Source organism: Bacillus pacificus (assembly GCF_020861345.1).
Classification (GTDB): Bacteria; Bacillota; Bacilli; order Bacillales; family Bacillaceae_G; genus Bacillus_A; species Bacillus_A pacificus.
In genome coordinates, this window is the sequence record NZ_CP086328.1 from 1842098 (window position 1) to 1864123 (window position 22026).

Annotated in this window: 18 protein-coding genes and 1 pseudogene; 10 read left to right on the forward strand and 9 right to left on the reverse strand. The window is 33.7% G+C overall.

The genetic code is table 11. The features are described 5' to 3' along the window. Positions 1–118: 118 nt before the first annotated feature. The 3 genes from LMD38_RS09580 to LMD38_RS09590 form a co-directional block, all read right to left on the reverse strand. Complete coding sequence (locus LMD38_RS09580) at positions 119–1585, reverse strand: protein adenylyltransferase SelO (RefSeq protein ID WP_062821442.1); 1467 nt, start codon at positions 1583–1585, stop codon at positions 119–121. A gap of 177 nt (positions 1586–1762) precedes the next feature. After that, the gene (locus LMD38_RS09585) at positions 1763–2761 is read right to left on the reverse strand and encodes an NADP-dependent oxidoreductase (RefSeq protein ID WP_062821441.1); all 999 of its coding nucleotides are present in this window, start codon (positions 2759–2761) and stop codon (positions 1763–1765) included. Between the two features lie 18 nt (positions 2762–2779). Then, the gene (locus LMD38_RS09590; RefSeq protein WP_000571881.1) at positions 2780–3124 is read right to left on the reverse strand and encodes an ArsR/SmtB family transcription factor; all 345 of its coding nucleotides are present in this window, start codon (positions 3122–3124) and stop codon (positions 2780–2782) included. Positions 3125–3590: 466 nt separating this feature from the next. On the opposite strand from LMD38_RS09590, the gene LMD38_RS09595 reads away from it, so the two are divergent. Together LMD38_RS09595 and LMD38_RS09600 are read left to right on the forward strand one after the other, a co-directional pair. Next, complete coding sequence (locus LMD38_RS09595; RefSeq protein ID WP_062821440.1) at positions 3591–5210, forward strand: FAD-dependent oxidoreductase; 1620 nt, start codon at positions 3591–3593, stop codon at positions 5208–5210. A gap of 382 nt (positions 5211–5592) precedes the next feature. Beyond that, a complete protein-coding gene (locus tag LMD38_RS09600; RefSeq protein ID WP_062821439.1) occupies positions 5593–6537 on the forward strand; it encodes a glycerophosphodiester phosphodiesterase in 945 nt (314 codons plus the stop codon). Between the two features lie 48 nt (positions 6538–6585). On the opposite strand, the gene LMD38_RS09605 is transcribed toward LMD38_RS09600, so the two are convergent. From LMD38_RS09605 to LMD38_RS09615, 3 genes are all read right to left on the reverse strand, one after another. Continuing rightward, entirely contained in the window at positions 6586–7263 is a 678-nt protein-coding gene (locus LMD38_RS09605; RefSeq protein WP_016718162.1) for a YdcF family protein, read from the reverse strand. A 92-nt stretch (positions 7264–7355) separates the two neighbouring features. Next, complete coding sequence (locus tag LMD38_RS09610) at positions 7356–7865, reverse strand: DUF3916 domain-containing protein (RefSeq protein WP_016718161.1); 510 nt, start codon at positions 7863–7865, stop codon at positions 7356–7358. Further along, positions 7858–8709 (reverse strand): LysR family transcriptional regulator, encoded by an 852-nt coding sequence (locus LMD38_RS09615; RefSeq protein ID WP_016718160.1) that lies wholly within the window; start codon positions 8707–8709, stop codon positions 7858–7860. Before LMD38_RS09615 ends, LMD38_RS09610 begins: the two co-directional genes overlap by 8 nt. Positions 8710–8816: 107 nt before the next feature. Between LMD38_RS09615 and LMD38_RS09620 the strand changes: the two genes are divergently transcribed. Next, entirely contained in the window at positions 8817–10037 is a 1221-nt protein-coding gene (locus LMD38_RS09620) for an MFS transporter (protein ID WP_016718159.1), read from the forward strand. 98 nt (positions 10038–10135) lie between these two features. Here LMD38_RS09620 and LMD38_RS09625 read toward each other — a convergent pair. After that, positions 10136–10366, reverse strand: a pseudogene (locus tag LMD38_RS09625) (hypothetical protein). A gap of 258 nt (positions 10367–10624) precedes the next feature. Between LMD38_RS09625 and LMD38_RS09630 the strand changes: the two are divergent. From LMD38_RS09630 to LMD38_RS09645, 4 genes are all read left to right on the forward strand, one after another. Beyond that, on the forward strand, positions 10625–11752 hold the full coding sequence (locus tag LMD38_RS09630; RefSeq protein WP_062821437.1) for a serine hydrolase domain-containing protein: 1128 nt from the start codon (positions 10625–10627) through the stop codon (positions 11750–11752). A 287-nt stretch (positions 11753–12039) separates the two neighbouring features. After that, positions 12040–13197 (forward strand): agmatine deiminase family protein, encoded by a 1158-nt coding sequence (locus LMD38_RS09635; protein ID WP_016718157.1) that lies wholly within the window; start codon positions 12040–12042, stop codon positions 13195–13197. Between the two features lie 332 nt (positions 13198–13529). Next, complete coding sequence (locus LMD38_RS09640; protein ID WP_228920266.1) at positions 13530–14525, forward strand: agmatine deiminase family protein; 996 nt, start codon at positions 13530–13532, stop codon at positions 14523–14525. Between the two features lie 42 nt (positions 14526–14567). Next, positions 14568–15389 carry a MerR family transcriptional regulator gene (locus LMD38_RS09645; protein ID WP_062821435.1) on the forward strand — a complete coding sequence of 274 codons (822 nt, stop codon included), beginning with the start codon at positions 14568–14570 and terminating at the stop codon, positions 15387–15389. Positions 15390–15442: 53 nt separating this feature from the next. Here LMD38_RS09645 and pepF read toward each other — a convergent pair whose 3' ends face one another. Both pepF and LMD38_RS09655 read right to left on the reverse strand, forming a co-directional pair. Continuing rightward, positions 15443–17230 carry an oligoendopeptidase F gene (pepF, locus tag LMD38_RS09650; protein WP_000137552.1) on the reverse strand — a complete coding sequence of 596 codons (1788 nt, stop codon included), beginning with the start codon at positions 17228–17230 and terminating at the stop codon, positions 15443–15445. Positions 17231–17347: 117 nt separating this feature from the next. Then, the gene (locus LMD38_RS09655; RefSeq protein WP_062821433.1) at positions 17348–18139 is read right to left on the reverse strand and encodes an arylamine N-acetyltransferase family protein; all 792 of its coding nucleotides are present in this window, start codon (positions 18137–18139) and stop codon (positions 17348–17350) included. A gap of 536 nt (positions 18140–18675) precedes the next feature. On the opposite strand from LMD38_RS09655, the gene LMD38_RS09660 reads away from it, so the two are divergent. The 3 genes from LMD38_RS09660 to LMD38_RS09670 all read left to right on the forward strand — a co-directional run bounded on the left by LMD38_RS09660 (position 18676) and on the right by LMD38_RS09670 (position 21979). Beyond that, positions 18676–20577, forward strand: coding sequence for an endonuclease MutS2 (locus LMD38_RS09660; protein ID WP_016718152.1), 1902 nt, complete (start codon positions 18676–18678; stop codon positions 20575–20577). 6 nt (positions 20578–20583) lie between these two features. After that, on the forward strand, positions 20584–21108 hold the full coding sequence (locus LMD38_RS09665; RefSeq protein ID WP_000256491.1) for a GNAT family N-acetyltransferase: 525 nt from the start codon (positions 20584–20586) through the stop codon (positions 21106–21108). 160 nt (positions 21109–21268) lie between these two features. Further along, complete coding sequence (locus LMD38_RS09670; protein ID WP_000745512.1) at positions 21269–21979, forward strand: histidine phosphatase family protein; 711 nt, start codon at positions 21269–21271, stop codon at positions 21977–21979. Positions 21980–22026 lie beyond the last annotated feature (47 nt).

Here is a 22026-nt window from a genome sequence, read left to right on the forward strand (position 1 = left end):
TTGGAGTAAAGAAAGGAATTGGTGAAGAGGCATTTTAAAGTTCTAGTTGAGAGGTGAGGATATAAAAAAGGTGTGTTCACACAATTTGTATGAATACACCTTTTTACATATTAAACAATCAAGTCCCACAAAAAGTACGATAAGGACGATTCGTAGGCGCAGGTGGAACGCAGTATTCTTCTTGATCTGTAGCATACGCATAAGGATTTGCTAGAGCTTCAAGAAGTTTTTCCATTACGCTATAGTCGCCATTTGTGACAGCTGCTTCTAGTGCTTCTTCTACGCGATGGTTTCTTGGGATGATTGATGGGTTATTATTTTTCATCATTTCGTAGGCATTTTCTTTCGATTCATCTTGTTTTTCTAATCGAGATTGCCACAGTTTGTACCATTCTTTAAATTCAGGGCTATCGAATAGAGGGGTATTTTCTAACGTATCAAGAGTTAATGAACGGAATGTATTTGTGTAATCCGCTTTAAATTTCTCCATCATTTTTAAAAGTTGCTCAATAAGTGATTGATCTTGTTCCTCGTTGCTAAATAGTCCTAATTTCTTTTTCATTCCAAGGAACCAATGGTTTTCATACTGTACGCTAAATTTTGAAATTTCATCTTGAGCAATTTTTAATGCCTCTTCCTCATCGTCATGTAGGATTGGTATTAAAGATTCTGCTAATCGCGCGAGATCCCATGCGGCCATATATGGCTGATTTCCATATGCGTAGCGACCTTGTGTATCAATGGAGCTAAATACAGTTCCTTGGTCGTAATTGTCCATAAATGCACAAGGGCCGTAATCAATCGTTTCACCGCTAATCGTTATATTGTCAGTGTTCATTACGCCGTGAATAAATCCAACAAGTTGCCATTTTGCGATAAGATTTGCTTGTCTTTTAATGACTTCTTGTAGCAATGCAGTATATCGGTTTTCATGATCTTCAATTTCTGGATAATGTCTTTTTATTGTATAGTCAGCTAGCGATTGAAGATCCTCGATAGAACCGCGAGCTGCAGCATATTGAAATGTGCCGACGCGTATATGGCTGCTTGCTACTCTAGTTAAAATAGCTCCAGGTAACTTTGTTTCACGATAGGTTGGTTCGCCTGTTGTGACAACTGCTAAACTGCGGGTAGTTGGAATATCAAGTGCATACATAGCTTCGCTAATAATATATTCACGTAGCATCGGACCGAGTGCAGCGCGACCATCACCGCGGCGTGAATACGGAGTAGGACCAGAACCTTTTAGTTGAATGTCAAAACGTTTTCCTGAAGGAGTAATTTGTTCGCCAATTAAAAGAGCACGACCGTCGCCTAACATATTAAAATGCCCGAATTGATGACCAGCATATGCTTGAGCTAATGGATGAGCGTCTTCTGGGAGAGCATTACCGGCGAAAATGGCGATTTCGGCTTCTTTCTTCAGTTCTTCAGGATTAAAGCCAAGAGATATTGCTAGCGAATGGTTTAGTTTAACTAACTCCGGTGAACTTACGGGAGTAGGGGGGATGTCTGTATAAAATGATTTTGGCAAAGTAGCATAACTATTATCTAAATTCCAACCTGCTTCATTATTTTTAGTCATTTTATCTCCTCCTTGTTTCTTTTTTTATTATGTATTTGTACGTATGTATTCTTTGTAAAATTAGCTAAAAGTATAATATGATATTTCCCCTTGCAATCTATTGTAAGGACTTCAGTACACTATGTCTATTTAACAGCAAATATAAAAACTCCATTTTAAAAAATGGAGTTTTTATTATTACTTAATTTTTACAATTATTTTCCCCTTTGCTCTTCCAGCCTCTGAATATTCCATTGCTTTTTGCGCATCCTCAAAAGGGAAAACGCGATCGATTACCGGTTTGATTTTGCCGGCTTCAATATAGTTTGCAATAGTGCGTAGCTGATCTCCGCTTGGCTTCATAAATAAAAATGAATATTGAGCATTATGCTTTTTTTCAAGTGCAGTAAGTTTTTTACTTGCTAATGAAAATAAGAATGTTTTAAAAAATCCAGAACCAAATTCTTTACCGAAACGAGCATTTGGCATTCCTGAAACGGAAACAATGTTGCCGCCGCTTTTTATAATATTGAATGATTTTTCAAGTGTTGTACCACCAATGGTATCAAATACTGCATCATAATCTTTTAGTATTTCTTCAAATTTTTCTGTTTTGTAATTAATAATTTGATCTGCTCCAAGAGACTTTACTAAATCGGAACCAGCTTCACTAGCAGTTGTTGTAACGGTAGCGCCCATTATTTTTGCTAACTGAATTGCGAAAGTACCAACACCACCAGATCCAGCGTGAATTAAAATCTTTTGATCTTTTTGTAATTGCATAATGTCATGTAATGCTTGGTATGATGTTAAGCCAACAAGTGGAATTGAAGCAGCTTCTTCAAAACTTAAATTTTTCGGTTTTAAAGCTATGTCATCTTCATGAATGGCTATATATTCCGCAAAAGTACCAATCTTATTTTTTCTTGGACGTGCATATATTTCATCGCCGACTTTAAAACGAGTTACTTTTGATCCAACCTTTATGATGACACCAGCAAAGTCATTCCCAAGGATTAGGGGCATTTCATATTTAAGTAACATCTTTACTTTTCCATCGCGTATTTTAAAATCAATTGGGTTAATACTAGCTGCATGAATTTCTGCGAGCACTTCATGCTCATTTATTTCAGGAATAGGTACCTCGGCCATACGCATTGGGACTTTTCCGTACTTATCAATTATCATCGCTTTCATTTCTTATACCTCCACATTTCAATAAAAGTTGTGCAATAGCTTTTCGATATCTAATACAAGATTTTTTAATAAACTTAATTTTGTACGTATATCAATATAATAAAAGTTTTTTGTACCTTCTTTTCGCATTAAAATAATACCGGCTTCTCGTAAAATTCTAAGGTGATGTGATACCGCTGGTCGAGAAAGGTGTGTTTGTTTCGTAATTTCACCTACACGTAATCCTGTTTGACATTCCGTTTCCATGAGAACTAACAAAATAGCTTGACGTGTTTCATCACCAATTGCCAATAATACTTTTTGAGAATCAATAAAATCTTTTTTTATAACATTTAATTGTTCTTGTTTATTCATTTCAATCACTTTACCTCCTGGAAATTAGTCGAAAGGTTTAAGATGATGGACCATTACTTCGATAAGGTAATGCTACATGATTGTTGTATGAGCTGCAATATTGGGAAAGAAAATCGAGACGAATGAAATTTTATGAGTTGAAAATGGTAGGAGATAGAAAAGGCTTAATAATACGTTGTTTACAGATGAGGATGGTTAAGTCATTGCACAAAAAATTAAGCGGTCGTAACCCTATATAATTTATTGGGTTACGACCGCTTATCATGTTTTTATTATTTTGAAGTGAGTTGTTTCGTTTTACTCTTTCATACATGCATAATTCAAGCAGATTATAGATGTATGAAAAAGTAAAAGTAATTTGGGGCGTAATCTATCTATATGATAATTTAAAATGAAATATAAGTCTATATCTTTGTTGTTTTTTTGATTATATTTATGTCACTGAGCTCAGAACAATGATGTGGAGGATAAGTATATGGAATTGAATTATGTACCAGTTTTAATTGTTGGAGGGGGATTATCAGGATTAGCGTCTGCGTTATTCCTTGCAAAACATAATATTGAGTACTTACTTATTGAAAGGCATCCGTCTACTGCAATTCATCCAAAAGCAGGTGGAATCACTTTTCGTACGATGGAGTTATTTCGAGAATTAGGTTTAGAACAAAGAATTAGATCAGCGGGTAAAGCGTTAGAAAATTGCCGAGGAAGAATAGCGGTTCATACAATAGCTGAGGCGAATCAGGAAGAATTGGCACAAATGAGGGTAAATCAGTATGAAAATGATGAAAAGTTACTTCAGAAAATAGAAGAGATTAGTCCATCTAAACAAACTGCTTGTTATCAAATTACTTTAGAAGAGATGATGTTACTAGAAGCAAAAACATTAGGTGGGCAACTATCTCTTTATCATGAGTTAGTTTCATTTGAACAAAAGGAAAACGGAGTAATTGCAACGATTCGAGATCGTGAAACGGAAAAAGAGAGCGTTGTTCATTGTGACTACGTAATTGCAGCGGATGGAGCGAAAAGTAAAATACGTGAGCACTTAGGGATTAGTACCGAGGGCCGTGGAACAATTGGTGGTTATTATATGAATATTTATTTTGAAGCGGATTTAAGTGAATTTATACAAGGAGATACATTTGGTTTTACTATGGTACTTCATCCTGAAGTTCTTGGTGCGCTTATTCCAGTTGATAACGAAAGAAGATGGATTTACCATGTATCCTACGATCCATTAAAAGGAGAGCAACCAGAAGATTTCACTATAGAACGTTGTAAACAAATTATTCAAACCGCAATAGGAAGTACAAATGTTGAGCCGGAGATAGTAAGTGTTTTACCGTGGGAAGCGAGTGAAAGTACTGCTACAAAATTTCAAGATAATCGCATTTTTTTAGTTGGCGATTCTGCACATATTATGCCCCCAACAGGAGGGTTTGGTTCCAATACAGGAATACAAGATGCACACAATTTAGCTTGGAAATTAGCGGCTGTTATAAAAGGCAAGGCAAAAGCAAAATTGTTAGAAACATATCACGAAGAGAGATACCCTGTTGCAAAATTAACGACAGATTATGCGAGTAGTTTACTGTTTCGTGCTGCGAATAGAGAGGAAGGCCGTCTGAATAATATGGACGGTTTAGCTGTTACAGTTGGATATCAGTATTGTTCAGAGGCGATTATAGATGACTCAGTCATTCCACATAGAATGGATAGCGTAGAGTTGAACGGGAGACCTGGAACGCGAGCGCCACACTTTTGGGGGATGTATAAAGGGAAAGAAGCTTCTATATTAGACTTATTTGGTAACAATTTTGTATTACTTACTGGAGTAGACAATAGCTCTTGGGCTGAAGCTGTATATGATGTTTCATCTAAATTAGGGATAAATATTAATGTATATCGAGTAGGGGGAAGCGGAGATTTTATTGCTCAAGAAAATGTTTTTCGTGAATTATATGGGATAGAAAATGAAGGAACTGTATTAATTAGACCAGACGGCTTTATTGGATGGCGTTCGGAAAAAGCAGTGGTAAATCCAGATGTAATACTGGAGAAGGTAATGAGTAATTTATTATGTAGTTTTTAAGTAGCTATGGAAGTATATTGTTTTATATGCTTCACTTTACTGAAAAAATAATATTCACAAATATTAATAGGTTTGGTATGATTAATTTCGACAAGTTAATCGAGGCCGGAGATATTTGAGATAAGCCATAAATTTATTTAAGGATACAGAAGTGTCCTTTAAATAATTTATGGCTTTTTTTATTGATGAACTGTAATCAATAGGAAGTTACATGTGAATAGGGGGGATATGGAAAATAAATAGTATAGTAATAACATAGGGGAATTATATTTGTAAGATTGGAATTTTAATATAAACTTATAAAAATGATGAAAGTATATCTTCTATTTCGTGTAAATCTCATTAACTTGTTGAAATTTGCAGCGTAGGAAGGATTAGAAGGATGAGAAAAATTATTAGCGTGTTAGTTATCTTCTTTATGACGGGAAGTATCTTTGCTGGGGGAGCTGTTCATGCGAAAGCAGAAGGGAAGCATGAATGGAATACGAATAAGTTTTTAAATATTGCACATCGCGGAGCAAGTGGACATGCACCTGAGCATACTTTTGCTTCTTATGATCTTGTGAAAAAAATGAAAGCGGATTATTTGGAATTAGATATTCAGTTAACTAAGGACGGCCAGTTGATTGCAATGCATGATACAGCAGTTGATCGCACTACAAATGGAACAGGTGAAGTACGAGATAAAACGTTAAGTGAAATAAAAAGCTTAGATGCAGGATCTTGGTTCAATAAAGCTTATCCAGAAAAGGCTAAGCAAGAGTACGTTGGTCAAAAGGTTCCGACTCTTGAAGAAATTTTCCAAAAGTACGGAAGAAGCATGAAGTATTACATTGAAACAAAATCACCAGATGTGTATCCAGGAATGGAAGAGAAATTATTAGCTTTATTAGAAAAATATAATTTAATAGGTCAAAACATGTCTTCTAGTCGTGTTATGATTCAATCATTTAGTAAAGACAGTTTAACAAAGATTCATAGTATGAATAAAAACATTCCGTTAGTTCAACTGCTTTGGTATTATCCAAATGAAAACAATGAAATTGTTGAATGGTCTGCTATTACACATGAACCGAAACGTGTAACGAATGAAGATTTTCAAGAAATTAAAAAGTATGCAGTTGGTATTGGACCAAACTTACGTAATGATAACGGAGAATTAATTATTGATGAGTCATATATGAAAATGGCTAGAAATAATGGACTGCTAATTCATCCTTATACAATTAATGAGAAACCAGATATGAGATTGTTAATAAAATGGGGTGCTACAGGAATGTTTACAAATTACCCTGATCGATTACATAGTGTACTAAAAGAAAAATAAGTGAGATAGGAGAAAAGGTATACCGACGTTTTGGTATACCTTTTTCTATTATGCTAGATTATAGTAGTAGGATACATATTCTTCTAAACCTTCAACCTCATTTTCAGGTGGCTCAATGCCGCCTTTTCTACCGTAGCAAATATTTCTCAAGTATTCTCCAAAAATCATAGAGCGGCTTTTCTCATTTTCCATCCAATTATATCTATTAATTATAAACTCACCATCGAAACTTGTATCAAATGTATATGGGATACAAGTAATAGTTTTAGGTAAATGTTTTTTTAATACTCTGTATTGCCGACCAGCGCCTAAGCTTTTGCAAACAAATAGTAGGCGATTAATCTTTGTAAAATCAAAAATCTTTTTCGCTTCTATTACATTAGCGATAGAATGGAGGGAGTTTTTCTCGAACATGATAGCATCTTTTGGTACGCCATGTTCAATTAATTTATTTACAATTACTTCTGCATCTGACAAATCCCCGTAATTCCAGCTCGGATGTTTCATGCCATGCAAACTAGTACCACCTGTAACAATAATTTGATTTCCTAAACCTTGTCGGTAAGCTTCTAGAGGAGCTTGCCAATTGCCGGGATGAGAACCGCCGAAAACGAAAATAGCATCACATTTTTGTGTTGTTATTTCTTTTAGAAAAACGATTTCTGTAATTTGATCGATTTGTTTTTTCGTAAGAGTAGGGACATCAGGATATTTAGGTATTACCATTTGAAAACCTCCGATATAGTAAATAATAAATTTATTATATAGCGATTTTATTAAGTGAAAAAAGGGAAGCTTTTCATTTGAAAGTACCCCTTTTAAGATAACTCTCCAATAAACCAAATCTCTTTTTTATCGATTGCATCTTCATCATAAATGACTTCTTGAAAGTGCAACATTTGGGCAGTAGGGCAAATTGAAATTCCCCAAGTTTCCCAAAAATTAATTTCAATTGAAAGAGGGATCCATGTTTGAAATTCATTATTTCTATTGAAAAAAATTTGAAAGTAGTCATCGTTTTTAAATACGATAATTTGCGATCTCCATAAATTTTCTATAGAAATTATAGTAACAACTCGATATGTATGTGTATCACTTGGTTTTATTTTTATTAAATGATTTACTCGATCTATTAAGGTTTGTATACATAATCGTTTTACTTTTCTAGGTGTTTTATGAGACTCGATAAAAGCTTGAGAAACTGGTAAAGGCATATACCAATATTCATCGTTATAGAAAGTAGAAGGGAACGTTTTTGTATGTTCCTCAATGCGCTTAATCATAGTGTTTGTTTTTCGTTTCATACCACGTATTTTCTTTTCATGCATTGTGAGTCATCTCCATAAATTTTTGTAATGCAGCTGAGCGAAATATATCGTTTCTAGTAATGAAAGTAGTAGGAACTTTTTTGAAGCTATTGGGTAAAGGATTGAATGATACGTCATGTTCATGCCCCTTTAAAATTGATTTCATCATAATCGCTACGCCCATACTTGATTTTACACATGCAAGTATAGCTTCGATTGTCCCGAATTCTAAAACTCGTTTAGGTGAGATGTCTTCTTCTTGAAGCCAGTCTTCTAATAAACTTCTATAATAGCACCCGTGACTAAAAGCAAGTAAATTCATATCTTCTATGTCTGTAAGAGAGGACAAAGGTTTTTTACTAATGAGAACCAATTCTTCTTCATGAAATACAGTTGTATGGAGTTCAGTATGCTGAGTAGAGCCAGCTATAAACGCTCCGTCTAGTTTTCGCTCTAATACAAGCTTAATTAGTTGTTCAGTCGTATTTGTTTTCAAAATCAATTCGACTTCTGGGTACCTCTCATAGTAGGCCGTTAATATAGAGGGAAGCCTTACCGCAGTTGTAGATTCTGTACATCCGATTGTCAAAGTGCCTTTAGGATCAGTTCCATTACTTTGAACCGCTTTTATAGATTGATCCATTAAGTGGATAATTTGTTTGGCGTACGTTAATAAAATCTCACCGTTAGAAGTTAAAGTTACACCTTTTCCGTTACGGTAAAATAAAGGCACGCCTAATTCATTTTCTAGTTGTTTCATACGCATTGTTACGCCTGATTGCACGTAGTTCAAATTTTTCGCTGCGTGAGAAATATTATTTTCCTTCGCGACCTCGTAAAATACAGTTAAATCTTTTATGTCCACGTATCATCCCTCCGAAAAGGTATCAATTTTTTTGATGGATTATATGATGAATCTTTATTTTATATGATATCAGAACTTTCATACAATGGAAGGGGGGAGGGATTATTATGTTGATTGAAGAAAGGGTGAATCGTACTTATAAATGGGTTATGTTAATTGTTGCGACGATTGCTCAAACAACAGCGACACTTATAACGTATGGTGTCGGGGTTTTCGCTTTATTTTGGAAAGAAGAATATGCGCTTACGAATACGGAGAGTGGATTGTTAGTAAGTGTTGTAAATATTGGACCGTTATTTTGTATGCTTTTTGTCGGTCGGCTACTTGATCAATATAATGAAAAAATATTAATTTCTATCAGTTCATTTTTTCTAGGGAGTTCGCTTTTACTAACTAATATAGTAAGTGGATTTAATGGGTTATTATTTGTACTTTTATTAATAGGAATGTTTTATAGTGTTTCTCAGCCAGGAGGAAGTAAAGTGATTTTAAAATGGTTCCCAAAAGAAAATCGTGGGCTAGCGATGGGAATAAGGCAAGCTGGTATACCGATTGGTGGCGCGTTAGCGGGAGTACTAATCCCGTTTCTTACAATACAATATAATGTGACTTACGCGATAAATAGTATTGCATGCATTTGTATTATTGGAGGGCTATTATTTTTTATGTTTTATAAAGAGCCATATGTTAAGGAGGAAGCGAGGAAAGGACATATTAAAATTTCCTTTTGGACAAAGCTAAAAGTAGTGATATGTAAAAAAGCGTTGTATCCAATTTATATGGCGGGTATTTGCATGATTTCTTTACAAATGGTGTTAGTTGGACACTTCATGAAATTTTTAGTAAGGGAACAATCAATTACATCTATTGTAGCCGGAACAGTATTTTCAGTTATGTTCTTTTCTGGAATGATTGGCCGTGTTGTATTAGCAGCTATTAGTGATGTGTTTTATAAGGGAAATCGGCGCATACCTTTATTTATAACTGTCTGTGCTTCTATCGGTTTGGTTCTATTGTTAGTAATAAGTATACATACAATAACGAGTGGAGTATTGTATGGTGTAAGTGCATTGTTAGGATTCTTTTCAATTGGATGGTTTAGTCTTTTTATAGCCGAAGTTGCTGAGTTGGCGAGGGAAGATTCTGTTGGGATAACAGTTAGTTTGGCACTTACATTCAATCAAATTGCTATTATTGTTGCACCTATTTTGTTTGGTTATATTGTAGATAAGAAAGGGTATACGTATGCGTGGTTGTGTATAGTAGTATTACTATGTATCTCAGCAGTTAGTTTATATAGAAAAACCAAAAAAATAAAAGAAAGTTAGCAATGTAAATTTTTTATGAAGAAAGTCTAAAGAAATGCCGAATGAGCGACATTTCTTTTTTATATGTTGTATAATTAAAATGTAAATGAGATTCGTTTTCAGTTATGCTCATTTCCTCTTTCGAAATTGCCTGTTACTTTAGCCATAATGAGTTGTTTTTCTGTATCATTATGTGCATGATTTATTTTGTATAAAAATTTGTCAGCGTCATTTCCTTTTAATACGATAATCTATTTTATGTAATATTCAATTAAAACTATGTTATTTTTTGTTACCCTGTAATGAAACATCCTATCATTTAAGCGATTGCGTTTGTCAGTATTTTTCATCGTAACAACTCCGTTTCTTATCATGTGTAACAAATGTTACATAAGATGTTGAAATTATAGTAGGGTGCATCCGATTGTAAGGTGGAAATTTTGCAAGAAAGAAATACAATAGAGAGTAGCTAAAAACTGAATATGAGAAAAAGGAATCTAGTTCATTTAGGTGAATAATAGGTAGTATTATAAAATATTTGAAAATAAAAAGATATAGAACAGAATGGATGTACGTTAAGTGAAACTATATAAAAGAGGGTTCCTATTATGCTAAAGAAATGGTTAATCGTTTTCTTTGTTTTTGCTATTTTTTGTGGGAGTGTCGTTGCACTAATACATGCAAATAAAGGTAAGAAATATGATATAAAGGCATTTTCTAATTTAAATAGTAAGCAAAAGGACGATATGCAAGAAGTTGATGCAACTGAGAAAAAACGCTATGAAGCTGTAGCTGGAAAACTAGATCAATATTTAAAAGATAAAGGATTTAATGGGAGCGTTCTTGTAGCTAGTAAAGATCATGTGATTTTACGAAAAGGTTATGGGTATGCAAATGTGAAAGATAAAGTAGTAACAACGCGAAGAACGAAATATCGTATTGGTTCTATTACGAAAACGGTCGTTGCAATATCTATTATGCAGCTAAAAGAAAAAGGGAAATTAAACATTGAAGACAATGTAAATAAGTATATTCCATCGTTTCCAGCAGATAAAAACATTACGTTACGAAATCTATTAACACACACATCTGGCTTGCCAGATCAAGGACAAGGTAGGGTGGATGCAGGGTCACGTTTAAAGTTAGTAACGTGGATTGGAGCGCAAAAATTGCAGTTTCCTGCAGGGACAGGCTGGAAATATACAGACTATAATTACATGGTGCTTGCATATATTGTAGAAAAAATTACGAATAAACCGCTCGCTGAATACGTCAAAGAAAATATTTTTACTTCTGCTGGCATGCATGAATCTGGAATGGGGGCGACTCTCCCAGAAGATATTTTTTTAGCAGAAGGTTATACGAGAAAAGATAATGAATTAATAGCTGCACCCCGCTTAAAAATGAACTGGTTGTATGGGTGTGGTGAAATGTATACAACTGTTGAAGATATGAAAAGATTAGATGAGGCAATAATGGATGGAAAGCTGTTATCTAAACAAAGTGTATTAGATATGTTTACGGCATCACCTGCAAGAAGATATGGATTTAGTTTCTATACGTATCCAGATTATTATCATAACCACGGCGTATTAGCGGGGTGGAATACTTTTAATAATTTTAACTGGGATAAAAAAACGTTTGTCATATTATTCTCTAACGTTCAAAATGGTATGAATGATGCATTTAATCAAGAGTTTAGGAAAATGGCGAATGATTTAATAGAAGGAAAATAATAATTTGAAAATCGGTATTGATATGTAATTATCAATACCGATTTTTTTGTTTGGAGATGTTAAGTTTGCTGAAGAAGTAATGAGGAAAGGGGAATATTAGAATAACTTTGTATAGAAAGTTAAATGATATGGATGTTAAATATAGGAAAGTTGATGTGTGAAGTTCATCTATACGTAATGAATTTATGTGGAAAAATAATTGGTAAATTTTACATCGGTAAAAAAGCTTGAGCTTCACACTATGTGAAGCTTTACATTATTGAAGTAACAAACAGGAGGTTAGAAAAATGAAAAAAGCAATAAAGTTTTGTTTAATAGCTACACTCTCTACAGCGATTGTTAGTGGATGCTCTTTTGAGGGGAACAATGAAAATGCTAAGGGGAAAGAGGGAGAAAAAGTAGAGATACAGAAAACCGTCGGAAAATATACGATGCCAGATGAAAAAGATAAACATGAAGGTACATGGCTGCAATGGCCTCATGAATACACATATGGTGAAGAGTATAAGCAGGAAGTTGAACCGATTTGGATTAAGATGGCAAGTGCTTTAACTGAGGGGGAAAAAGTCCACATTGTTGCATACGATGAGGAGGAGAAAGAGCGAATCAATAAACTTTTAATAGATAAAGGACTGAATATGGATAAAATTGATTTCTTTATCGCTCCTACTGATGATGTATGGGCACGAGATAGTGGACCAATCTTTGTTTATGACAATAATAAAAATTTGAAAATATTAGACCCGGCATTTAATGGGTGGGGAAAGAAAACGCCGTACAAAAATGATGCTCGTATACGTGAAAATGTAAGTAAACAAGCAGGAATTGAAAGAATTGATTGGGGGGAATTTGTCCTTGAAGGCGGCGCAATTGAATTAGACAGCAATGGGACTGCTTTATTAACTCGAAGTGCGGTAACGAACAAAAATAGAAATCCTAATTTATCAGAAAAGGAAATTGAAAAATATATAAGTGACCTGGGTGTGACAAACTTTATTTGGTTAGACGGAGTGCCTAATTTAGATATTACTGATTTTCATATTGATGGGTTTGCTAAATTCCATAATAAATCTACCATTGTAACGATGAAAGAAGATGACCTAGCCGAATGGGGTTTATCTAATAAAGATATGGATACATTGTTAGATGCAAAAAATGCTTTAGGAAAAAAATATAAGTATGAATACTTACCGCTTAGTAAAGAAAAGGTTGTATTAGAAAATGGAAAAACTCTCGATTATAAGGGGTCATATATCAATTATTATATTGGAAATACAGTAGTGTTGGTGCCTAATTATAATGATCCGAATGATAAAATCGCAAACGATACGATTCAGAAATTATATCCAGATCGTAAAGTAGTCGGTATTGATGTGAGAGAGCTTTATAAAAATGGCGGTATGATTCATTGTGTGACACAACAACAACCGATTGCATTGAAGTAATAGATTGGAATTTCGTTATGCTGCTATATAGACAAAATAGGTGGAATATTATCTTTGCCTATTTTGTCATGTTTTATTTTTTGCAAAAAGGGAGTAACGGTATTGAAAGAGATAATCTTAACTAGCTTCATAATGATAGGGATTATGATTCTATTATTAAATTTCATACTTTCATATGAATTCTTAATATTGTATTTTAAAATCCTGTCAATAGTCGATCTTTCGCTTAACTAAGGTTTTGTATATATAATATTTCACCGTACTATATCCACCCAAGAAATGTTGAGGAAGAGTGGGCTACTTAATTACTATAAAAAAGCGAGGGAAAGAAAATGGAACAAAAACAAAAGGGAATTATTTTTACTGCGATACCAGATGAATCAGATGAATCAAATGAATCAAATGAATATTATGAACCGTTTTATGAAGAAATTATTTATTTTAATGAAAATTTAAATAAAAAAAAGGGAGCTACAGATCAATTTATTTCTTTATCTGTTGAAGAACAAGACTTTTATACAAGCTTTTTTGAGTATGATGATATTTGGCTAAGAGATGTAGCACCAGTTGTAACGAATCATCTTGTTAAATTTAAATATCGACCAAATTATTTGCCAGGTGATCAAGGGAGATATTTAGATCAACAGTTTAATAAATGGTTGAAAAAGAATGACTTTGAATATGTGAAGTCCCCGTTAATATTAGATGGTGGTAATCTGATTTGGAATAAAAAAGATACCATTATAGTAACAGAACGCATATTTGATGATAATGATGATTGGACAGAAGAGGAAATTATTGAGCAATTAGAGTGGGATTTAGATGTAAGCCGGGTTATTATTATTCCTGCTGAAGAAGGAGATGTACTGGCACACGCAGACGGAATGGTTAAATTTATTGATGAACATACGATGTTTATTAGTGATTTTTTAGGGGATCATGAATTTAGATATCATGTTCAAGAGATTATTCAAGAGCAAATGCCAGAAGCTGAATTTATAGTTGTTCCTTCCTCATATACAGAGAAAGGGCAATATGATCAAGAAATAGCGTCGGCAAAAGGATTATATATAAATATGTTGGAAACATGTGATGCTCTTTACGTCCCTAAGTTTGGGCTAGCTAAAGATAGAGAAGTTTTACGATATATTCAACAACATACAGAGAAACAAGTTATTCAAATTCATGTAGGAGAAATATCGACCATGGGAGGCGCAATGAATTGTTTAACGTGGTATTGTCCGAGTCATTTGTTACCTTCAAAGATGAAAAAATTGAACAATCAGAATGAAAGTTCTTCAATTAGAAAGTTTTTAGATTGGTTTTAATAATAAAGTTTACAAAAGAAAATGTATTCAAGGGGTATGTATATGTATACAATTACTGAATTTTCTCGGATTTGTAAAATGAGTACACGGATGCTAAGGCATTATGATAAAGAGGAAATATTGAAACCGGCATATGTAAATCCGGTAAATGGATATAGATTTTATGAGCAAGGGCAGCTAGAGATAGCACTGAAAATTAAAAAGCTGAGGGAGTACAAGTTTCCTTTGCCGAAAATTAAAGTAATACTGCAGTCATCAGATCAAGAGTCATTTATTCACCATATGCAGGCGCAAATTATCGAGTTGTCTCATGAGGTGAAACAAAATTTACAAGTTATTTCTGAAATGAATGAGATGGTAAATATGAATACGGCTTTAAATATTGCTCGTCATAGAAGTTACGATATATTAATTGGGATGAGAAATGAAATAACAGTAATTGCTCAAAGATTGCAAATAGATATAGATCATATGGATGATTATTTTTATGACTTATATGAAGAAGTACAAAAAAATAATTTGCAAATAGTAGGCTCTCCTTCTACCGTTTTTTATGATGAAGAGTTTATGCCGGGTCACAGTGATATTGAATTCCGAATTCCGATTATGGATGGTGACGATAAAAATGAATTGCAAGGATGCGAAATAAAAAAGATACATCAACATCAAATTGTTACTACTTTGCATTATGGTAGTTATGACTATATAGGTTATGCTTATATGGCATTAGAAGAGTGGGTGGAAAAGAACGGTTATACAATAGATGGTCATCCATATGAAGTTTATATAAAGGGGTCTGAATGTGATTGTTTAGTAGAAGAGTATGTGACACAAATTTGTTTTTTAGTTACGAAAATAGCATGAGGATAAAGTGATTCAAATGAAAAAGCATGCAGAGCATATACTCTGCATGCTTTTTATAATGCTGAAAACTCTTCAACAAGTTCACTAAAACGATTTAATGCACTTTCAATCGGTTCTGGCGTAGTTAAATCAACACCAGCTTTTTTCAATAAGTTTAATGGGTAGTCTGAACTTCCGCCTTTAAGGAATTCAATATAATGTTTTTGAGCATTTGGATCGCCGCTCAATAACTTATCGGCAATTTGGATTGCAGAAGCGAATCCAGTTGCATATTTGTACACGTAAAATGGACGATAGAAATGCGGTATTCTAGCCCATCCGTATTTTACTTCTTCGTCAAATACGAGGGAGTCGCCATTATATTCTCTAAACAAGTTTTCGTAAACCTCGCTAAAGGTTTGGGCATTTAATGGTTTACCTTGCTGTGCCATTTCATGTGTGATTTTTTCAAACTCAGCGAACATGATTTGTGTAAAGAAAGTGCCTTTAAATTTGTCGATGAAGTGATTTACTAAATGGTTACGTACATCAGCATCTTTTGCTTCTTTTAATAAATGATGAATTAATAGCACTTCATTTACTGTAGAAGCGACTTCTGCGACGAAAATAGTATAGTGTGCAGAAATTCTTGGTTGGTATCCGTGTGAATAGTGCGTATGCATACCGTGCCCGCATTCATGAGTAAGAGTGAAAAGGCTATTTAAATCATCGTGATGGTTTAAAAGAATGAATGGATGAACGCCGTATACACCAAAGTTATAAGCACCGGAACGTTTTCCTGGCGTTTCTCTCACATCAATATAACGTTTATCTTTAAAGCTCTTTAATGTTTCAATATATTCTTCACCTAAAGGGGCTAGTGATTCAATCATGATGTCAAACGCTCTATCGTATGGAATGTCCTGTTTTACACCAGATACTAAATCAACACTTAAATCGTACTGGCGTAGTTCATCTACATTTAATTTTTCTTTTCGAAGTTTATTATAAGTATGTAAAGAATGAATGTTTTTTTTCGTTGTATCAATTAGGTTTTCATATACTTCTTTCGGAACCATATCGCCAAATAATGATTTTTCTAAAGCTGATGGATAGTTTCTTAGCTTAGAAACAGTAACATTATTTTTAATAGCTGCAGATAAAGTAGAAGCGATAGAATTCTTTAATTGAACGTATGGTTTGTAATAAGCTTTATAGGCTTCTTTACGTTTTTCACGGTTCTCATCTTCTATTAACTTTGCATACATTCCTCTTGTTAAAGTAACTTTTTCTCCATCATTAGTAGTCACTTCACCAAATAGTATATCTGCATTATTTAACATGCCATATGTATGTTGCGGAGAGGAGAGCGCTTCGCCCATTTGTGATAAAATCTCTTCTTGGTCTTTATTCAATACGTGTTTTTTATAACGATATAATTCAAATAAGTCTTCTTTATAATATTGTAAGCCCTCTGCTTCTTCTATGTAAGATTGTAATGTGTTTTCATCTATGCTAAGTAAGAATGGGGAAAAGAAAGATTTAGCCGCACTTACTTTCACTTGTAATTGTGTTACTTTATCGACAAGAGATTGAGCGTCAGTATCGCGTGTATCAAGATCAGATTGTAATCGTGCATAAGCGAACATTAAAGTTATTATGCTAGAAATTTCTTCACTCTTTGTTAAATAGGCTAATAAACTATTGCCATCGTGAATATTTCCATTAAACTCGTGTAATTCTTTCGTTAATATTTCAATTTTATGAAAATCGCTTTCCCAATCTTCAATGGTATCGTAAATATCCGTTAAATCCCATTTTTCTTTATCCGCTACTTGTAGTCGATCTTTAAGTTCTGTCATAATCATTTCCTTTCTAAATATGTAGTTATATTCCTATATAACTATGAAATACAACAAATTGCAAAAAATCCCTGCTGAAAATTGAAAAGCCTTGCTAAAATGGCAAGGCTTAAAAAATTATAATGTAATTCCGAATTTTGCATGTAAAAGATTTTTATATTGCACATCTGTAATTTTTTCTTTCATTTTTTTACCGTTTTTCGCTATTGTGAGACTATCCTTCGTTAAAGATGCATGCCCATCTTCAGTTAGTTTTACAATGAGAGGTACTTTGTTAAATGGTGAGTCCTCATGTTCAACGATAATTTTTTGTGCTGCATTTGCTTTTTCTTCATCCACTTCTTCTATATAAAATGCATACCCTAACGTCCAATCATCAGTAGAAGATTGATCCAAAAACTCATTGTTTTTACGCATCTCTAACATGTAGTTTCCTTTTTCAGTCATTTTTTTACGAATACGATAATCTCCTGTAACGGAGTGAATGACTTCACCTGAGAAAGGAACAGGTGCAAGAGGTAAGTATGATCCGAATCCTACTTCAATTAAGTAAAGTTCATTATGATATGTTAAAACGGTTGCGATATGGCCAGAATCAACAGCCCATATGGAGTTTGCAGCGTTATACACTGTTCCTGAAACGAGATGAACATCAAATCCAGCGTCTTTAAGGAAGTAATACATAGTAGGATTGAGTTCATAACAAAGACCGCCACGGTTGTTTACTAAAATTTTTTCTTTCAGATTGTCTTTAGATATTTGCGTAAAGTTGTTTTCGAGAATATTTAAGTTTTCAAAAGGGACAGTTTGTGCCATTGCGTACATAATGTTAGGTAAATCTTCAAATGAAACTTTGTCTTTTTTTTCTATATGTAATCGTGCGAAAAATTGTTTTTGAAAGTCTGTCATGGAAATCCCTCCGTTAAACGATTTATATATATTGTATCTAATATTGCAAGAGGAAACATCTGCATATGTGCGTACGACTAAAGTATGACACCTTTACTTCTTGCTATACATATAGTATGATGATTTCAGTAAATTAGATTTCAATGACCATAATATAAAATAATGAGAGGTGCTTTTTGTGAGTGCGGTAGGTACTAAATAGGAAAAATTGAATGAAATAAATCGGATAAGAACAGGGGATTTTTATGTATACCATACCCCTAATTTTGTCATGGATTTATTTCGATACCTATGAAGATACCTACAATACTTTATAAAGCGTGTAATAAGGGGATTGCCATCCGTTTTTTATGGTTTATTTCCCCATATGTTATTACTCATGCCTTGTAAATGTAAAAGCTGCGGTATCCCCGCAGCTTTTTTGTGTATATTTTTAATGTTTAAAAATGGTAATTGAATCATGTAGAGCTTATTGGAATCTAATGAGTAGGTATCTTCATTTATGATAGAAATCAATCATAGTGAGGAGAAACAAAATGAATACGATGACTTTTGAAAAGTTACAATATAACGAATTAAAGGATATAGTGAAATCTTATTGTGTAAGTGGATTAGGAAAAGAATTAATAAATAAATTAGAGCCGAGTGCAAGTATAAAAGTAGTAAGGAATCGATTGAATGAAACGACGGAAGCACGAGCTATATTAGATGCAGAAGGGCATGTGCCTTTTTTCGGTATTTCAAATATTGCTAGTACAATTCAAAAATTAGAAAAAGGGATGATTTTAGATCCAGAAGAATTAGTAAGTGTTTCAGACTTTTTACGTGGATGTAGAAAGATTAAAAAGTTTATGTTAGATAAAGAATTTTTTGCGCCAGTATTAGCTTCTTATGCAAATTCAATGACTGAATTTAAAAGTATTGAAGAGGAAATTAATTTTTCAATAAAAGGTAATAGTATTGATTCTGCCGCTAGTAAAGAGTTAAAACGAATTCGAAATAACATTGATTCGGTAGATGGGAAAATAAAAGAACGTTTAACGAAGTTTTTAAATAGTAGTGCAAATAAGAAGTATATTCAAGAATTCTTTATTAGTAAAAAGGACGATAGGTACACGATTCCGATTAAATCTTCTTATAAAAATCAAGTTGCGGGAAGTATAGTTGAAGCCTCCGCTAAAGGTTCTACTGTATTTATAGAACCGCATACGGTTACAAAGTTAAATGTGGAACTCGCAAGTTTGAAAGCAGAAGAAGCGATGGAAGAATATCAAATTTTAGCGACTTTATCAGGAATGGTAGTAGAAAATATTTATCATATAAAAATTAATATGGAATTGATTAGTCAGTATGATATGGTGTTTGCGAAAGCGAAGTTTAGTAAATCGATTGATGGAATAGAGCCGAAGTTAAATGATCATGGCTACGTTCATTTAGTAAATTGTAAGCATCCGCTTTTAAGTGGAAAAGTAGTACCATTAAACTTTGAAATCGGTCAAAACTATCGTAGTTTAATTATTACAGGGCCGAATGCGGGCGGGAAGACAATTGTGTTAAAAACGATTGGATTGTTAACATTAGCGACAATGTCAGGTCTTCATATTGCAGGGGATAAAGAAACAGAAATTGCTATTTTTGAAAATGTATTTGTAGATATTGGTGATAATCAAAGTATCGAAAATGCATTAAGTACATTTTCATCACATATGAAAAATTTATCTGAGATTATGAGGATGTCAAATAATAATACGTTGCTACTATTTGATGAAATAGGAAGCGGGACTGAACCGAATGAAGGAGCAGCACTTGCAATTTCTATTTTAGAGGAGTTTTATCTTGCTGGATGTATTACAGTTGCGAGTACGCATTACGGTGAAATTAAACGCTTCTCAGAAATGCATGATGATTTCATGAACGCAGCAATGCAATTTAATAGTGAGACACTAGAACCGCTTTATAAATTAGTGATCGGTAAATCAGGTGAAAGTAATGCGCTTTGGATTGCAAATAAAATGAACGTAAGAGAACATGTACTGAAAAGAGCGAAAGAGTACATGGGAAATAAAGAATATGCATTAGAAAAAGTGAATGAAAGTAAAATTAGAAAACCGAAATTCGTGCAAGAAAAAAGAGAAAATCACTACGAGTACAAAATCGGTGATCGTGTAAATTTATTAGATTATGATGATTTTGGTATTATCTATAAGGAAATAGATAATTTCTATAATGTTGTTGTATATTATAACGGCGAATTTGTTGAAGTAAATGTAAAACGCATTAATTTAGAAGTAGCGGCAAAAGAATTATACCCAGAGGGATACGATTTAAATACACTATTTGTCGATTATAAAGAAAGAAAAATGCAGCACGACATTGAGCGTGGATCGAAAAAAGCGCTTCGTAAAATCCAAAAAGAAATAAGGAAGAATAGAGGATAAATTAAAATGGTAACGATTAGACAAGAACAACAAACTGATTATAGAAAAACGGAAGAAGTTGTACAACAAGCATTTTTGAATGAAGAATTTAGTGATAAAAAGGAACATGAACTTGTAAAGCGTATTAGAGAATGTGACGCGTTTATTCCTGAATTATCTATCGTTGCGGTAGACGAAGAAATAGTCGGGCATATTATGTTATCTAAAATTACGATAGAACAAGATGGAGCTTCTGTAGATTCATTAGCGCTTGCACCAGTATCAGTTGCCAGGGGCTATCAGAAAAAAGGAATTGGTGGAAAGCTTATAGTAGCTGCGTTAGAAAAAGCGAAAGAACTTGGATACGGATCAGTTGTAGTATTAGGACATTCAGAGTACTATCCGAAATTTGGTTTTAAGAAAGCAAGTGAGTGGAATATAAAAGCACCATTTGAAGTGCCAGATGAAGCGTTTATGGCGGTTGAGCTAAGTGAGAACGCTCTGCAAGGTATAGAAGGAGTTGTGCAATATTCGAGTGCATTTGCTGAGTAGGAGTATTGTTTAAAAAAATGTAATCATAAAAGATGCTATCTTTTTGTAGGGATATACAGAAAGATAGCTTTTTTATTAAACAAATGCACTTACGTATATTTTGCTCAATGAATAATTAAGATGATAAAATTGATATAGAAATGTAAAGGGAGAGAATTGAATGAAGAAGCGAGAAACAAATAGCAATGAGAATGTAGTTACGTTATATGTTACAAGACATGGTAAAACAATATTAAATACGAACCATCGCGCGCAAGGTTGGGCAGACTCTCCGTTAGTAGAAAAAGGTGTGGAAGTTGCCACGAATTTAGGAATGGGATTAAAAGATGTTCATTTTATGAATGCGTATAGTAGTGATAGCGGCCGAGCGATTGAAACTGCTAATTTAGTATTAAAATATAGTGAGCAATCAAAATTGAAACTTGAGCAAAGGAAAAATTTACGAGAATTAAATTTCGGTATTTTTGAAGGTGAAAAGCTTGAAAATATGTGGGATGTGGTTGGAAAAGCTGCGGGCGTTGCATCACCAGAAGAACTTATGAAGTTTTCTATTCAAGAAGTAATTAATCTTATTAGAGCAGCAGACCCTACGAAACAGGCGGAAGATTGGGAATTATTTTCTACTCGTATAAAAGCAGAGATAGATAAAATTAGTGAAGAAGCTGCTAAAGATGGTGGCGGTAACGTTTTAGTTGTTGTTCATGGGTTGTTGATTACTACCTTAATAGAAATGTTAGACAGTAGTAAAACAAAACTTGGAGTGGAAAATGCTAGTGTAACGAAGATTGTATATCAAGATGGAACATACACAGTCGAGTCGGTTGGAGATATGAGTTATGTTGCAAAAGGGACAGAAAGTGTGGAAATATAAAGTGAAACTTTAATCAGTGGGGGTCTTACTGCCCATTAAAGCGGGAT

Bases quoted from the DNA above. Each gene is read 5' to 3' on its own strand.
- LMD38_RS09580 (WP_062821442.1), bottom strand. From the start codon at position 1,585: ATGACTAAAAATAATGAAGCAGGTTGGAATTTAGATAATAGTTATGCT.
- LMD38_RS09585 (WP_062821441.1), bottom strand. From the start codon at position 2,761: ATGAAAGCGATGATAATTGATAAGTACGGAAAAGTCCCAATGCGTATG.
- LMD38_RS09595 (WP_062821440.1), top strand. From the start codon at position 3,591: ATGGAATTGAATTATGTACCAGTTTTAATTGTTGGAGGGGGATTATCA.
- LMD38_RS09600 (WP_062821439.1), top strand. From the start codon at position 5,593: ATGAGAAAAATTATTAGCGTGTTAGTTATCTTCTTTATGACGGGAAGT.
- LMD38_RS09605 (WP_016718162.1), bottom strand. From the start codon at position 7,263: ATGGTAATACCTAAATATCCTGATGTCCCTACTCTTACGAAAAAACAA.
- LMD38_RS09610 (WP_016718161.1), bottom strand. From the start codon at position 7,865: ATGCATGAAAAGAAAATACGTGGTATGAAACGAAAAACAAACACTATG.
- LMD38_RS09620 (WP_016718159.1), top strand. From the start codon at position 8,817: ATGTTGATTGAAGAAAGGGTGAATCGTACTTATAAATGGGTTATGTTA.
- LMD38_RS09630 (WP_062821437.1), top strand. From the start codon at position 10,625: ATGCTAAAGAAATGGTTAATCGTTTTCTTTGTTTTTGCTATTTTTTGT.
- LMD38_RS09635 (WP_016718157.1), top strand. From the start codon at position 12,040: ATGAAAAAAGCAATAAAGTTTTGTTTAATAGCTACACTCTCTACAGCG.
- LMD38_RS09640 (WP_228920266.1), top strand. From the start codon at position 13,530: ATGGAACAAAAACAAAAGGGAATTATTTTTACTGCGATACCAGATGAA.
- LMD38_RS09645 (WP_062821435.1), top strand. From the start codon at position 14,568: ATGTATACAATTACTGAATTTTCTCGGATTTGTAAAATGAGTACACGG.
- pepF (WP_000137552.1), bottom strand. From the start codon at position 17,230: ATGACAGAACTTAAAGATCGACTACAAGTAGCGGATAAAGAAAAATGG.
- LMD38_RS09655 (WP_062821433.1), bottom strand. From the start codon at position 18,139: ATGACAGACTTTCAAAAACAATTTTTCGCACGATTACATATAGAAAAA.
- LMD38_RS09660 (WP_016718152.1), top strand. From the start codon at position 18,676: ATGAATACGATGACTTTTGAAAAGTTACAATATAACGAATTAAAGGAT.
- LMD38_RS09665 (WP_000256491.1), top strand. From the start codon at position 20,584: ATGGTAACGATTAGACAAGAACAACAAACTGATTATAGAAAAACGGAA.
- LMD38_RS09670 (WP_000745512.1), top strand. From the start codon at position 21,269: ATGAAGAAGCGAGAAACAAATAGCAATGAGAATGTAGTTACGTTATAT.